The organism is Tenacibaculum aquaeponti (assembly GCF_052084715.1).
Classification (GTDB): Bacteria; Bacteroidota; Bacteroidia; order Flavobacteriales; family Flavobacteriaceae; genus Polaribacter.
Genome location: NZ_CP197288.1, coordinates 3,400,896 through 3,414,980 on the forward strand (window position 1 = coordinate 3,400,896; position 14,085 = coordinate 3,414,980).

Below are 14,085 nucleotides of genomic sequence, written 5' to 3' on the forward strand. Positions count from 1 at the left end.
TTATATTTATTAAATCTCTCATAATCATTTATAATTAATTGGTTAATCATTCCTTTCATTACAAAAGTACATTCAAGACCTAACTCGTTTTTGCTCAAAAGATTTAGATATTAACTCATTTACAATTTTGAGTTAAAACTGGAATTACTTCACTATAAATGTTACATTTGAGAATAAGTAAAGTTTTTTTAAAAACTATAAACTCTAGTATTTATAAAATAAGATTTGGAACACACATTAAGCCTTATACGTTATATTAATAAAATAGTTGAGTTAAATTCAAATGAAGAACAAATTATAATTGATGCTTTAATACATAGAAAATACTTAAAAGATCAATATATAGTTCAGCAGGGAGACGTTTGTAAATGCATCAATTTTATATTGAAAGGATGTACTAAAACATCTTACCTAGATTCTAATGGTCATGAGCATATTGTAATGTTTTCTATAGAAGATTGGTGGACTTCAGATATGGGAAGTTTTATAACTCAAGCACCAGCAGATTATAATATTCAATGTATTGAAAATACAGAGTTGCTACAGTTAAACTATACTACGGTAGAAGAATTATTTAAAAAAGTTCCAAAGCTAGAACGTTGTTTTAGAAAAATAACAGAACGAGCTTTAGTAGCTTCTCAAAAGAGAATTATCACCAACTTTAGCGAAACTGCTAAAGAACGATATTTAATTTTTAAAGAGAATTATCCGGAAATAGAAAAGAGAGTTCCGCAATACTTACTAGCATCTTATTTAGGAATTACAAAAGAGTTTTTGAGTAGGATAAAAAGTCAACTAGTAAGAGAAACAAAAAGTTAAACTAGTTTAACATGATTTCATAAAATAGATCATTTTTACCTTCGTCTTTCTTGCAGAAATTTGTCGTATAATTTTTATTAAAAACAAATACGATGAAGAATTTATTCAAAAAAGGATTAGGAATTGCTTTAATCGCTCTTTTTACAGTTTCTTTCACAACGATTAAAAAAGAAAGAAAACAAATTAATATCAGTGAAAGTAATGTTGAGTGGAAAGCTTATAAAGTAACAGGTTCTCACAAAGGAATAGTGAATATTAAATCAGGATATTTAAGTTTTGATGATGGGAAATTGTCTGGAGGATCAATAACGATTGACATGACAACTATTAATACTACAGATTTAACAGGAGATTATAAAAACAAGTTAGATGGTCATTTAAAGTCAGGAGATTTCTTTAATGTAGAAAAATACAATATTTCAACTTTAGATTTTACTAAAGTGAAAGCTAAAGGAAAGAATGCATATGAAGTAACAGGGAAATTAACTATTAAGGGAATTACTAAATCGGTAAAGTTTTTAATTTCTATTTATGGAAACAAAGCAACAGCTTCATTAAAAGTAGATAGAACGAAATTTGATATTAAATATGGTTCTTCTAGTTTCTTCGATAACTTAAAAGATAAAGCAATTTATGACGAATTCGATTTAGTTGCTGATTTACAGTTGAAATAAAGAGATATAGTTTTACTTTATATTTTTCAAACACCATTTAAAATATAAATTTTGAATGGTGTTTTTTTATACATTAGATCTGTAGATAATTGTAAAGTTGATATGAAATCTTTAGAAGAGTTTTATTACAATCAAGAAGATGAAGTAAAAGAGTGTTTACTGGCGTTAAAAAGTATTATATTAAAGTACAATGCAGAATTTACGCACAAATGGTATTATCGATTGCCTTGCTTTATGTATAAGAATCAAATATTTTGTTATTTGTGGATTGATAAAAAAAGTCAAACGCCATATATCGCTATTGGAAAAGGAATTCATATCAATCATCCAGATTTGATCAAAGAAAAACGAACCTTTACATCAAAATTAATGGTTGAAATACACCAAGATATTCCAACCACTAAAATTTATGCTATTTTCGATGAAGTAATGAAGTTGTATTAAATTATCTTCTTCTCTTCTTTTTAAATCCTTTGTTCTTTCTTCTCGATTCTTTTACACTTGTTACTGTGTCGTTAAACGTATTTTTTGTTTTTCCGGGCTTATTTTTACGCCAAGAATTATCTTCAGGTAATAATTTTTTTACTAAATCTGTTTTTCCAACTTTAGTTAACGTGTCTTTAATCCACTTTCTATTTTCCTTTTTATACCAAAAGAAAAACTTATGTTGATCTAATTTTTCCTGACGCGTTTTCGCAGTTTTAACTGGTTTTAAAGTATACGGGTGATAACCACTATAGTAAATTACTGTAGCTACAGTCATAGGAGTAGGAGTAAATCCTTGAACTTGTTCCAATTGGAACCCCATATCTTTAGTTTCTGCGGCTAAATTTGCCATATCTTCTGGTTCACAAGCTGGGTGACTAGAAATAAAATATGGAATTAACTGAAGTTTCAGTTTGTTCTTTTTATTCAAACGGTCAAAACGATCTTTAAACTTATGGAAATATGTAAAAGAAGGTTTACGCATTAATTTTAAAACAGGATCTGAAGTGTGTTCTGGAGCAACTTTTAATCGTCCAGAAACATGATTTTTCATTACTTCTTCAGTATAATCATCTAATTCTTGAGGATCAGCATTTTTATTGAATTCAGGAACCAACATATCATGGCGAATTCCACTTCCAATAAATGATTTTTTTACTTTCGGATGCGCATCAACAGCTTTATACAATTCTGTTAATGGTTTATGCGAAGTATCTAAATTACTACAGATAACAGGTGAAATACAAGATGGAGCAACACATTTGTCACAAATCGATTGTATTTTTCCCTTCATTTTATACATGTTAGCAGAAGGTCCACCGATATCAGATAAATATCCTTTAAAGTCGTCCATTTGAGCAACTTTATCAACTTCTTTTAAAACAGATTCCTGACTTCTACTAGCAATAAACTTTCCTTGATGTGCAGAAATTGTACAGAAACTACAACCACCAAAACATCCTCTATGAATATTTATAGAGAATTTAATCATTTCAAAAGCAGGAATTGGTCCACGCTTATTGTATTTTGGATGCGGTAATCTTGTATAAGGTAAATCAAAAGAAGCATCAATTTCGTTTTCCGTCATTGTTGGAAAAGGAGGATTGATGACTAATTTTTTATCTCCAATTTGTTGAAAAATACGTCGAGCAATTAACTTGTTAGATTCTTGCTCAATGATTTTAAAATTAGATGCAAATATTTTTTTATCCTTTAAACAAGCTTGATGAGAAGCAATTTCTACATCTTCCCAGTTTTTGTTTTTAGGAGTTTTCTCATCAGGGTTTACTAAAAAAGCAGTTTGTTTAATCGTTCGTAAACTAGAGAAAGGAACACCTTTTTGTAATAATTCTACAATTTCACGTAAAGGTTGTTCTCCCATTCCATACACTAACATATCTGCTTTAGAAGTTTCTAAAATAGAAGGAAGTAACTTGTCCGACCAATAATCGTAATGCGTTACTCTTCTTAAAGAAGCTTCAATTCCACCAATAAGTACAGGAACATCCGGAAATTTTTCCTTTAATATTTTAGAATATACAGAAGTTGCATAATCTGGTCTAAAACCAATGTCACCATTTGGGGTATACGCATCTTTATCTCTTTTCTTTTTGTTAGCTGTGTAATTACTAACCATAGGGTCCATACATCCACCAGTAATAGCAAAGAAAAGTCTTGGAGTTCCTAATTTTGAGAAATCCTGTAAGTTATCGTTCACATTAGGTTGCGGAACAATAGCTACTCGTAAACCATAGCTTTCTAATATACGTCCAATTACTGCAGGGCCAAATGATGGATGATCTACATACGCATCTCCACTAAACAAAATTACATCTAATTCATCCCAACCTCGAAGTTTTACTTCTTTGTTAGTTGTTGGTAACCAGTCAGAAAGTCTTCTTATCCTCATATTTTGCAAAAATACGGTAATATTGGTTAATTCTTATATATTTGAGCAGGATAAACTCAAGTAATTGTAAAGATGAAGTGTAAAAATTGTAATGGAACAATAGAAAATAGTGCCTTATTTTGTGATCATTGTGGAGCTAAAGTTTTAAAAGATCGTATTACATTTCGTTTTTTACTAAAAGAACTCTTTGCAAGTTTTGGTTGGGATAGTTATTTTATTGTAACGATAAAAAAAATGTTTACAGAGCCTCATGTCGTTTTAAGAGAATACATTAGTGGTATTAGAAAAAGATACTTAAATCCTTTTACTTATTTGGCTATTAGTGCTGCATTATCATTAATTGTTTTTAATCTTTTTGCTCAAGATTTTATCGAAATTCAAAACTCTATTAATTCAGTAGAAATAGAAACTTTAAAAAAGATAGCTAATCAAGATTTATCTGAGTTTAAAGATGTGTCTGCCGAACAACTAAAAAAACTGAAAGTTGAAAAAATGACAGCTAATATGAGGTTAAAAGTACAAGATAAAATAATGACATTGTTTTTAAAGTTTTTTAATCTAGTTACTTTTCTATTAATTCCAATCTATGCATTAGTAAGTAGTTTTACATACAGAAAGCCTTATAATTTTGGAGAACATATTGTAATAAATAGTTATTTAGTTGGTACTTCAATGTATGTTTCTATAGTAATGTTTTTTCTTGCCTTATTAGTACATCCTGGTTTTTATTTTTCGAATATTGTTGTATTTACAATATACTACTTGTACGTGTTAAATAAATTACATGGGCTTAATTTTAAGCAAGGAATAATTCGCTTTTTTAGATTTTTACTAGTGCTAACAATTTTTGCTATAATTTTCTTTTTTATTGTTGTGGTTTTAACTCTAATTATAGGTGTTATTATAGGGTTTAAAAATCCAGATATATTTAAAATGTAATGTTATTCTACAACTAAATGCGGAACTTTAGTAATATCCCAATCAATTACTAATCCGCGAGAAATAGATTTAGCAATGTCTTTTCCGTATAAAAGTTCACATAAATATAAAGCCGCTTCGAAAGATTTTGCACCACCTGCTGAAGTGATATATTTATCATCATGAACAAAAAGTACTTCTTTTCTGATATCTAAATCAGGAAACATTTCACGCATCTTATCAATATCTGAAGGAAATGTAGTAGAAACTTTTTTGTCAAGTAAACCAGCTTTAGCTAAAACAAAAGCACCATCACAATGTGAAGTAACAAATTTAGCATCTTTAGCTACTTCTTGAACGAAGGCTATCATTTCCTTGTTTTCTAGATCAGTATCTAAATGATGTTCAGCACTTGGTACAACAAGGATATCAATCTTAGGTAACTTATCTTTTAGATAATTAAAATCAGGAATAATACGCATTCCTTCAAAAGTGGTAACAGGTTCATCTTTATCTGCTACAGTAAAAACATTCATAGGTTTTATTCCTTCTCTAAAAATGGTATGTTGAAAAATATCGTATGGAGCAGTAAGTTCAGTATTATAAGTTCCATCCATAATAAGAAATGCAACATTGTATCTATTAGGCTTTAACTCTGGGGAAGTTTTTGTGGTTTTTTCTGATTTTTTGGTTTGTTGACAAGCAGTTAAAGTGATAATGAATACAAAAAGTAGAATTTTTCTCATTTCTTTAATATTATGATAAATTTTAATGTTTAAAAATAAGTATTTTATATAAGTTCTGTTTTTATTAAGAATAATTAAAGTTCTTTAACATATTATTAAGAACTTATGGGATGGTCATTTGTTAATTTCGATAAATTTTTTTCAACTAATTTATATGAATATAAGATTAATAACAAGAGCACTTGCTATTCTTATTACTTTGGGTGTTACAGTAAATGTAGATGCGCAAAGGAAAAAAAGAAAAAATAAGAACAAGACGCATCATAGTAAAAAAAATGACAAGGATGCTACAAAGCCTCCGATGAAGAAACCTAAAAAAGGAGGAATACAACCTTACGGAAAAGTAGTTACAAAAAAGCACAAAACAGACGAAGGTTTATTTAAAGTACATTCTAAAGATCAAAGTTATCTTTTCGAAATTCCAGATTCTTTATTAGGTAAAGAAATGTTAATGGTAACTAGAATAGCTAAAACTGCAAGCGGAATTGGCTTTGGTGGAGGTAAACAAAACACTCAAGTTTTAAGATGGGAAAAGAAACAAAAAAATGTTTTATTACGAGTAGTTTCCCATTCTGTCGTAGCAGATAGTATTTTACCTGTTCATGAAGCTGTTGTAAATTCTAATTTCGAACCTATTTTATTTTCATTTCCAATTAAAGCGTTTAGTAAAGATTCTACAGCGACTGTAATCGATGCTACTCCTTTATTTTCAACAGATGTAAAAGCATTAGGTTTTCCACAATCTAGAAGAAGACAATTCAAAATCACTAGGATGGATAAAACAAGATCTTTTATAGACCGTATGAGTAGTTATCCTAAAAATATTGAAGTACGTCATGTAAAAACTTATTTTTCTAGTGAACCACCATCAAATGGAAGTGTAGGTTCAATTTCTTTAGAAATGAGTAATTCTATGATTTTACTTCCAGAAAAACCAATGAAACGTCGTTACTTTGATCAAAGAGTAGGTTGGTTTGCTAGGTCTCAAACAGATTATGGTTTAGATGTACAAAAAAGTAAATCTGTTCGTTACTTAGATCGTTGGAGATTAGAAGTAAAGGATGAAGATATAGAGAAATTCAAAAGAGGTGAGTTAGTAGAGCCAAAGAAGCCAATTGTTTACTATATAGATAGAGCTACACCAGAAAAGTGGAGAAAATATATTAAGCAAGGTATTGAAGATTGGCAAGTTGCTTTTGAAGCAGCAGGATTTAAAAACGCTATTATAGCTAAAGATCCTCCTAGTAAAGAGGAAGACCCAGATTGGAGTCCAGAAGATGTACGTTATTCTGTTGTACGATATTTAGCTTCTCCTATTCCAAACGCAAACGGACCTCACGTAAGTGATCCTAGATCTGGTGAAATTTTAGAATCAGATATCAATTGGTATCACAATGTAATGACTTTATTACATAATTGGTACTTTATTCAAACTGCAGCAATTAATCCAGAAGCAAGATCAAATCAGTTTAAAGATGAAATTATGGGACGTTTAATTCGTTTCGTTTCAGCTCACGAAGTTGGTCATACGATTGGTTTACCTCATAATATGGGGAGTTCTGTTGCTTATCCAGTAGATTCTTTACGCTCTGCTTCATTCACAAAGAAATATGGTACAGCTCCATCTATTATGGATTATGCTCGTTTTAATTACGTTGCTCAGCCAGAAGATAAAGGAGTAGCGTTAATGCCAAATATTGGTATTTATGATAAGTATTCTATTAAGTGGGGATATCGTCCTATTTTAGATAAAACAGCTGAAGGTGAAAAACCAGTTTTAGATCAGTGGATTTTAGAACATGCGGGAGATCCTATGTATCGTTTCGGGAGACAACAGTTTGGAGTTATAGATCCAAGTTCACAAACTGAAGATTTGGGAGATGATGCTGTAAAAGCAAGTAAGTATGGTATAGCTAACTTAAAACGAATTTTACCTAATTTAATTAAATGGACGGCTGAAGATGGTCAGAATTATAGTGAATTAGGAACAATGTATGGTCAGTTATTAGGACAGTATAACAGATATATGGGACATGTTTCTTCTAATATTGGAGGTGTATATGAATATTATAAAACATATGACCAAGAAGGAGCAGTATATACTCATGTAAGTAAAGCACATCAGAAAAAAGCAATGAAATTTTTACAAGATGAATTGTTTAAAACTCCAACTTGGTTAATTGATGAAAATATTTTCAACAAGATTGAAAATTCTGGTAGTGTAGAACGTTTAAGAAGTGCTCAGGTAAGAACTTTAAATAATGTTTTAGACTTTGGTAGATTAGCAAGAATGATTGAAAATGAAACATTAAACAATACGCAAGCTTATAGTGTTATAGACATGTTAGGTGAATTACGAAGAGGTTTATGGAGTGAACTAAATAGTGGAAGAAAAATAGACACTTACAGAAGAAACTTACAAAGAGCACATATTGAGCGTTTACAATTCCTAATGGAAAAAGAACAACGACCAGTACCAGCTAGATTTAGAGCTTTTTTCGGAGGAACAAGAGTGGATGTAAGTCAGTCTGATATTAGAGCTATTGTAAGAGCGGACTTAAAAATTTTAAGAAGAAATGTTAAAGCTGCTATCGGAAGAACATCAGATCGTTTAAGTAGATATCACTTACAAGATGCTGTAGAACGAATCAATAATATTTTAGATCCTAAATAATTAGGAACTCCAAAAAGAGGTCTTTTTTAGACCTCTTTTTTATTTAAATTTATTTCAAAATCAATCAAAACTAAACATGAAAAAAGTATTAAAACTTTTCGTAATCGCTAGTTTTATTCTGAGTTGTACTACAGCTAAAAAGAATGAGGAAGAAAACAAAGCAGTTAAGAAACAAGACACCTTTGTGAAAGACAATTACACAAAGAAAGAAGTTAAGATTGCCATGAGAGATGGTGTTAAACTCCATGCTACCATTTATTCACCAAAAGATACTACTAAAACATATCCTATTTTATTACAAAGAACTCCATATAGCTGTGCACCTTATGGAGAAGATAAGTTTAGAAGAAGAATAGGGCCGAATCCGAATTTAATGAAAGAAGGAAATATTATTGTATATGAAGATGTTCGTGGTCGTTGGATGAGCGAAGGTGTATATGATAATATGCGTGCTTATATACCGAATAAGAAAGAAAAAGAATCTGATGAAACTACAGATACTTACGACACTATCGATTGGTTAGTGAAAAATGTGAAAAATAATAATGGAAAAGTTGGAACTTGGGGAATTTCTTATCCAGGTCATTATGCTACAGTATCTACAATTGATGCGCATCCAGCTTTAAAAGCAGCTTCGCCTCAAGCTTGTATTGGAGATTTCTTTTTTGATGATTTTCACCATAATGGAGCTTTCTTATTGAGTTACTTCAGAGCAATTTCTTTGTTCGGAACATATAAAGATCAACCAACAGATTCTGCTTGGTACTCATTTCCAAAGATGAATACACAAGATCAATATCAGTTTTTCTTAGATAAAGGTCCATTGAAAAACCTGAACGAATATTTTCAGTACGATAAATTAGATACAAAAGTTGCTACTAATGATAAAAATAGAATTGATGATTTCTTTTGGAAAGAAATTGTAGAACATCCAAATTATGATTCTGTTTGGCAAAGCAAAGGTATTATTCAACATTTAAATAAAGTACCATCAACTGTTGCAACAATGATTGTAGGTGGATGGTTTGATGCGGAAGATTTATACGGACCCTTAGAAACATACAAAGGGATAGAAAAGAATCAGCCAAATAATTATAATACGATGGTTTTTGGTCCTTGGGATCATGGAGGTTGGTCGAGAAGTAGAGTGAAAAATAAAGTAGGAAATTATTATTTTGGAGATTCTATTTCTTTAAACTTTCAAAAAGATATTGAAACAAAGTTTTTCAATCATTTCTTAAAAGGAGATGGGTCTAAGAATTCAGGATTGCCAGAAGCTTACGTTTTTGATACTGGAAAAAAAGAATGGAAATCTTACGAAGCTTGGCCTCCTAAGAACATTCAAAAAGAATCTTTTTACTTAGGAGAAAATCAAGAGTTAAAATCGGTAAAAGCAGGAAGTACAAAAATTCAGTTTATCAGTGATGTAAAACGTCCTGTTCCGTATTCAGAAGATATTAAAACAGTATTTACGCCAAGAAAATATATGACAGACGATCAGCGTTTTGCTGCTCGTAGACCAGATGTATTAGTTTTTGAAACAGATGTGTTAACTGAAGATTTAACATTAGCTGGAGATATTTTAGCAAAATTGAAAGTAGCTACAACTGGTACAGCAGCAGATTGGATTGTAAAAGTTGTAGACGTACATCCTTCAGATTTAAAAAATGATAATGAAGACATGCAAACGCATTTAAAACTAAGTAATTATCACATGATGGTGCGTAGTGAAGTAATGCGTGGTAGATTTAGAAATAGTTTTTCAAAGCCAGAACCATTTTCTCCAAACAAAAAAACAGATGTAAATATTACATTACAAGACGTTTTTCATACGTTTAAGAAAGGTCATAAATTACAGATTCAAGTGCAAAGTACTTGGTTTCCTTTGATAGATTTAAATCCGCAAACTTATGTGGATAATATTTATAAAGCTGAAGCAAAAGATTTTAAAACGCAAACACATACTGTATTTACAGATTCAAGTATTGAATTTTCTGTTTTAAAATAAAATTCAGGAGGATATATTAAAAAAAGAAAATCCCGAGCAAAAGGACAAAAACTTAGCTCGGGATTTATCAATCACTAAAATATAAAAATAAAAATTGTATTAATAAGCATCTTCATGAACCATCTTAATTGCTCTACCACTAGGTTCATTTTGGTTTCTAAAACTTTCATCCCAAGCTAAAGCAGTTGGTGTACTACATGCAATAGACGGTACAGAAGGCACTGTTAAAGCGGCTGTTTCACTAGGGAAATGTTCTTCGAAAATAGAACGATAATAATATTCTTCTTTAGCTCTTGGTGTTTGTACTGGGAATCTATGATGAGCACTCTTCATCATTTCATCTGTTACTTCTTGTTCAACCAATTCTTTTAAAGTGTCAATCCAGTTGTATCCAACACCATCAGAAAATTGTTCTTTTTGTCTCCAAGCTACACTTTCTGGTAAATAACTTTCAAAAGCTTTACGCAATACCCATTTCTCCATACGTTCTCCGTTGATCATTTTATCTTCAGGGTTAATTCGCATAGCAATATCCATAAATTCTTTATCTAAGAAAGGAACACGACCTTCAATTCCCCAAGCCATTAAACTTTTGTTAGCTCTTAAGCAATCGTACTGATATAATTTGTCTAGTTTACGAACTGTTTCTTTGTGGAATTCTTCTGAATCTGGGGCTTTATGGAAATATAAATATCCTCCAAAAATTTCATCAGCACCTTCTCCAGATAGTACCATTTTTATTCCCATAGATTTAATAACACGAGCCATTAAATACATTGGTGTAGAGGCTCTAATAGTAGTAATATCGTAGGTTTCTAAGTTGTAAATTACATCACGAATAGCATCTAATCCTTCTTGAATAGTAAATGTAATTTCATGATGAATTGTTCCAATATGATCAGATACTTTTTTAGCAGCAGCTAAGTCTGGGGAACCTTCTAAACCAATAGAGAATGAGTGTAATTGTGGGTACCAAGCTTCTTCCTTATCACCACTTTCTACACGTTTAGAGGCATATTTTTTTGCAATGGCAGATGTAATTGAAGAATCTAACCCTCCAGATAATAACACTCCGTAAGGAACATCACTCATTAATTGACGATGAACAGCAGCTTCTAAAGCATCTCTTAACTCATCTATACTAGTTTGGTTTTCTCGAACTGCTTCATATTCCATCCAATCTCTAGAGTACCAACGTTGTAATCCGTCTTCACGAGTATAATAATGCCCCGGAGGAAAAACTTCTACTTTATTACAAAAACCCTCTAAAGCTTTTAATTCTGAAGCTACATAAAAAGTTCCTTTTTTATCCCAACCAATATATAAAGGAATAATCCCCATATGATCTCTAGCTACTAAATATTCATCAGTTTTAGCATCATAAATAGCAAAACCAAAAATTCCGTTTAAATCATCTAAAAATTCAACTCCTTTTTCTTTGTATAAAGCAAGAATTACTTCACAGTCAGATTTTGTTTGAAAATCGTATTTATCTTCGAATTGTTTTCTTAACTCTTGGTGATTGTATATTTCTCCATTTGCAGCTAAAACAAATCTTCTATCGCTACTAAAAAGAGGTTGTTGCCCAGATGTTGGATCTACAATGGCAAGTCTTTCATGAGACATAATAACTTTGTCATCACTATAAATTCCACTCCAGTCTGGCCCTCTATGACGAATCTTTTTCGACATTTCTAAAATCTGAGGTCTTAATAGATCAGATTTCTCTTTTAAATCAAACGCACATACAATTCCACACATAATCTTTTATTTTTTTTATTTAGATGTTTTACTTTTAATTATGGAGCAAATTAATTTAATATACTTATTATTAAAAACAAAAAAATAAATATTGATTTTAATTTTTAATTATTTTGATATTTTTTGATTTTAAATGTAACTTTTTTAAGTAAAATGTTTAATTTGAATTAAAGTTTGCTATTTTTCAATTGTCTTTTTATGTTAACTTGTAATATTATTCAACTATATTAAGATAAAAGTGAAACAATGATGAAGGTGCTCCTTAAAATGCTATTACTTGTTGTTACGATAAAATTAGCTTCTCAAACTTCAGAAGAAAATCAACTTGAAATAAGAGTGAATCAAGTAGGTTATACTATTGGTAGAACAAAATTAATTGCTGTAAATGCGAATTCAAAAGTTAAAACTGTATATCAAATAAAAGATAAATCAAACAATGTGATTCAATCAGGGAAATTGAAAGTAGATAATTTTTGGAAAGATGCGAATGAATATGTAGGAATTATAGATTTCACATCTATAAACAAAGAAGGCAAATATACTGTGTCTGTTTCAGGAGTACAATCAAGCATTAAAATTCTTAAAAATCCATACAAGAAACTAGCTGATGATGTTTTTAAGTATTATTACTTTAATAGAGCTTCAACAGAATTAACAGAAGAATATGCAGGAGTATGGAAAAGACCAAGCGGTTTAAAAGATAACAAAGTGATTATACATAAATCTGCGGCAAGTAAAGAAAGACCTGAAGGAACAGTTATTTCTGCTACAAAAGGTTGGTTTGATGCTGGAGATTACAATATGTATGTTACTAATAGTGGAATAAGTACGTATACTTTATTAAGTGCATTTGAAAATTTTCAAGAATATTATAATAGGAAAAGTTATCAGATTCCAGAAAACACAAATGATATTCCAGACATTCTTGATGAAGTAATTTGGAATTTAGATTGGATGTTAGCTATGCAAGATCCTAATGATGGAGGAGTGTATCATAAGCTTTCAGGATTAAAATTTTCTGGAGTAATTATGCCTCATGAATACAATTTAGATAGATATGTAGTTAAAAAGAGTACTTCAGCTGCTCTTAATTTTGCGGCAGTTTGTGCGATTGCTTCTAGAACTTTTTCAAATGTAAAAGGAAAAGAAACCTATAGTAGTAAATTATTGACAGCAGCTTTAAATGCATATAAATGGGCGAAAAAGCATCCTAAAGATTATTTTACAAATCCAAAAGGTGTGCGCACGGGGCAATATGAAGATTTTGATTTAAAAGGTGAGTTTCAATGGGCCGCCACTGAATTGTTTGTGGTTACTGGAGGAGAAGAGTTTGCAAAAGATATTTCAGTTGAAACTATTTCCAATGAAGTTCCTTGGTGGAAAAATGCAAGTGCTTTAACATTATTCACTCTTGTAAAATATGGTGAGAATTTTAAGGATAGAATTCCATTTAAAAAAGCAAAAAGTAAGTTTTTAAGCAAAGCAGACGAATTAAAAGAAAGAGTTAGGAATTCTCCAATGCGAATAGCAATGAACGGAAAAGATTATGTTTGGGGAAGTAATGGAGTAGCAGGAAATCAGTTAATGTATGTTTTAAAAGCTTACGAGCAATCGTATTTAGAAGCCGTTTTTATTGGTTTAGATTATTTACTAGGAAGAAATGGAACAGGAATTTCTTATATCACAGGAGCAGGAACTAATCCTCCAAAATATCCTCACCACAGAACTTCTGAAGCAGATAAGGTAAATTTACCTGTGCCAGGTATGGTAGTTGGTGGTCCTCAATCAGGGCAGCAAGATAAATGCAAATACATGAGTAAAATGCCTGCAAAATCGTATTCAGATAGTTGGTGTTCTTATGCATCTAATGAAGTAACAATCAATTGGAATGCTCCTATGGTTTATGTTATAAATGCACTTCAATATTATCAAACAAAAAAATAAATAAATACTTGTTTAGGTAAAAAAGACTTTATAAATTTGTCGTAAATGAAAACGATACAATTAAATAACTGGTGGTGGAAAACTCATAACTTGCGTTAGTGAGACCATCTTGTTATATATAAATATTAACTAAAAAAGGCTTATCT

At 30.6% G+C, this 14,085-nt stretch carries 10 protein-coding genes; 7 read left to right on the forward strand and 3 right to left on the reverse strand.

Annotated elements, in window-relative coordinates; all coding sequences use genetic code 11:
* The first annotated feature begins 225 nt into the window (after nucleotides 1-225).
* The 3 genes from ACSIGC_RS15545 to ACSIGC_RS15555 all read left to right on the forward strand — a co-directional run bounded on the left by ACSIGC_RS15545 (nucleotide 226) and on the right by ACSIGC_RS15555 (nucleotide 1,937).
* On the forward strand, nucleotides 226-819 hold the full coding sequence (locus ACSIGC_RS15545) for a Crp/Fnr family transcriptional regulator (RefSeq protein WP_442265693.1): 594 nt from the start codon (nucleotides 226-228) through the stop codon (nucleotides 817-819).
* Nucleotides 820-911: 92 nt separating this feature from the next.
* Nucleotides 912-1,493, forward strand: a complete 582-nt coding sequence (locus tag ACSIGC_RS15550; RefSeq protein WP_442265694.1) for a YceI family protein — start codon at nucleotides 912-914, stop codon at nucleotides 1,491-1,493.
* A 51-nt stretch (nucleotides 1,494-1,544) separates the two neighbouring features.
* Nucleotides 1,545-1,937 carry a DUF1801 domain-containing protein gene (locus ACSIGC_RS15555; RefSeq protein ID WP_442265695.1) on the forward strand — a complete coding sequence of 131 codons (393 nt, stop codon included), beginning with the start codon at nucleotides 1,545-1,547 and terminating at the stop codon, nucleotides 1,935-1,937.
* A gap of 1 nt (nucleotide 1,938) precedes the next feature.
* Here ACSIGC_RS15555 and ACSIGC_RS15560 read toward each other — a convergent pair whose 3' ends face one another.
* Nucleotides 1,939-3,888, reverse strand: a complete 1,950-nt coding sequence (locus tag ACSIGC_RS15560; RefSeq protein WP_442265696.1) for a YgiQ family radical SAM protein — start codon at nucleotides 3,886-3,888, stop codon at nucleotides 1,939-1,941.
* A gap of 72 nt (nucleotides 3,889-3,960) precedes the next feature.
* Here ACSIGC_RS15560 and ACSIGC_RS15565 point away from each other — a divergent pair, with 72 nt between their 5' ends.
* The gene (locus tag ACSIGC_RS15565) at nucleotides 3,961-4,827 is read left to right on the forward strand and encodes a DUF3667 domain-containing protein (protein ID WP_442265697.1); all 867 of its coding nucleotides are present in this window, start codon (nucleotides 3,961-3,963) and stop codon (nucleotides 4,825-4,827) included.
* 2 nt (nucleotides 4,828-4,829) lie between these two features.
* Here ACSIGC_RS15565 and ACSIGC_RS15570 read toward each other — a convergent pair whose 3' ends face one another.
* The gene (locus ACSIGC_RS15570; protein ID WP_442265698.1) at nucleotides 4,830-5,552 is read right to left on the reverse strand and encodes a DJ-1/PfpI family protein; all 723 of its coding nucleotides are present in this window, start codon (nucleotides 5,550-5,552) and stop codon (nucleotides 4,830-4,832) included.
* A 154-nt stretch (nucleotides 5,553-5,706) separates the two neighbouring features.
* Here ACSIGC_RS15570 and ACSIGC_RS15575 point away from each other — a divergent pair, with 154 nt between their 5' ends.
* A complete protein-coding gene (locus ACSIGC_RS15575) occupies nucleotides 5,707-8,226 on the forward strand; it encodes a zinc-dependent metalloprotease (RefSeq protein ID WP_442265699.1) in 2,520 nt (839 codons plus the stop codon).
* A gap of 76 nt (nucleotides 8,227-8,302) precedes the next feature.
* Complete coding sequence (locus tag ACSIGC_RS15580) at nucleotides 8,303-10,234, forward strand: CocE/NonD family hydrolase (protein ID WP_442265700.1); 1,932 nt, start codon at nucleotides 8,303-8,305, stop codon at nucleotides 10,232-10,234.
* Between the two features lie 99 nt (nucleotides 10,235-10,333).
* Here ACSIGC_RS15580 and asnB read toward each other — a convergent pair whose 3' ends face one another.
* Entirely contained in the window at nucleotides 10,334-11,995 is a 1,662-nt protein-coding gene (gene asnB / locus ACSIGC_RS15585) for an asparagine synthase B (protein WP_442265701.1), read from the reverse strand.
* Nucleotides 11,996-12,262: 267 nt separating this feature from the next.
* Between asnB and ACSIGC_RS15590 the strand changes: the two genes are divergently transcribed.
* Nucleotides 12,263-13,939, forward strand: a complete 1,677-nt coding sequence (locus ACSIGC_RS15590) for a glycoside hydrolase family 9 protein (RefSeq protein ID WP_442265702.1) — start codon at nucleotides 12,263-12,265, stop codon at nucleotides 13,937-13,939.
* Nucleotides 13,940-14,085 lie beyond the last annotated feature (146 nt).

Bases quoted from the DNA above. Each gene is read 5' to 3' on its own strand.
- ACSIGC_RS15550 (WP_442265694.1), top strand. From the start codon at position 912: ATGAAGAATTTATTCAAAAAAGGATTAGGAATTGCTTTAATCGCTCTT.
- ACSIGC_RS15560 (WP_442265696.1), bottom strand. From the start codon at position 3,888: ATGAGGATAAGAAGACTTTCTGACTGGTTACCAACAACTAACAAAGAA.
- ACSIGC_RS15565 (WP_442265697.1), top strand. From the start codon at position 3,961: ATGAAGTGTAAAAATTGTAATGGAACAATAGAAAATAGTGCCTTATTT.
- ACSIGC_RS15570 (WP_442265698.1), bottom strand. From the start codon at position 5,552: ATGAGAAAAATTCTACTTTTTGTATTCATTATCACTTTAACTGCTTGT.
- ACSIGC_RS15575 (WP_442265699.1), top strand. From the start codon at position 5,707: ATGAATATAAGATTAATAACAAGAGCACTTGCTATTCTTATTACTTTG.
- ACSIGC_RS15580 (WP_442265700.1), top strand. From the start codon at position 8,303: ATGAAAAAAGTATTAAAACTTTTCGTAATCGCTAGTTTTATTCTGAGT.
- asnB (WP_442265701.1), bottom strand. From the start codon at position 11,995: ATGTGTGGAATTGTATGTGCGTTTGATTTAAAAGAGAAATCTGATCTA.
- ACSIGC_RS15590 (WP_442265702.1), top strand. From the start codon at position 12,263: ATGCTATTACTTGTTGTTACGATAAAATTAGCTTCTCAAACTTCAGAA.